Below are 398 nucleotides of genomic sequence, written 5' to 3' on the forward strand. Positions count from 1 at the left end.
GTACGCCTGGTCCTGCTCCTCGAACCACTCGACGGACGGCATCGACACGACGCGGGTCGCGATGCCCTCGGCCTCGAGCGTCTCGCGGGCGTCGACGGCGAGCTGCAGCTCGGAGCCGGTGGCGATCAGGACGACGTCCGGGGTCTCCTTCGAGGCCTCGGCGCGGACGTAGCCGCCCTTGGCCGCGTCCTCGTCGAGCGCGTACGTGGGCACGCCCTGGCGGGTCAGTGCGAGGCCGTGCGGGGCGGGCGCGGCCGAGCCGCGGCGCAGGATCTCGCGCCAGGCGACGGCCGTCTCGTTGGCGTCGGCGGGGCGCACGATGTTCAGGCCCGGGATGGCGCGCAGCGAGGCGAGGTGCTCGACGGGCTGGTGCGTCGGGCCGTCCTCGCCGAGGCCGA

1 protein-coding gene is annotated in these 398 nt (G+C 75.4%); it reads right to left on the reverse strand.

Going from position 1 to position 398, the window contains the following annotated elements:
• Positions 1-398, reverse strand: a 398-nt coding sequence (locus GTW43_RS07700) for a transketolase C-terminal domain-containing protein (RefSeq protein ID WP_272922505.1), incomplete at both ends; no start/stop codon positions are given.

It is taken from the genome of Streptomyces sp. SID5785 (genome assembly GCF_009870065.1).
GTDB lineage: Bacteria > Actinomycetota > Actinomycetes > Streptomycetales > Streptomycetaceae > Streptomyces.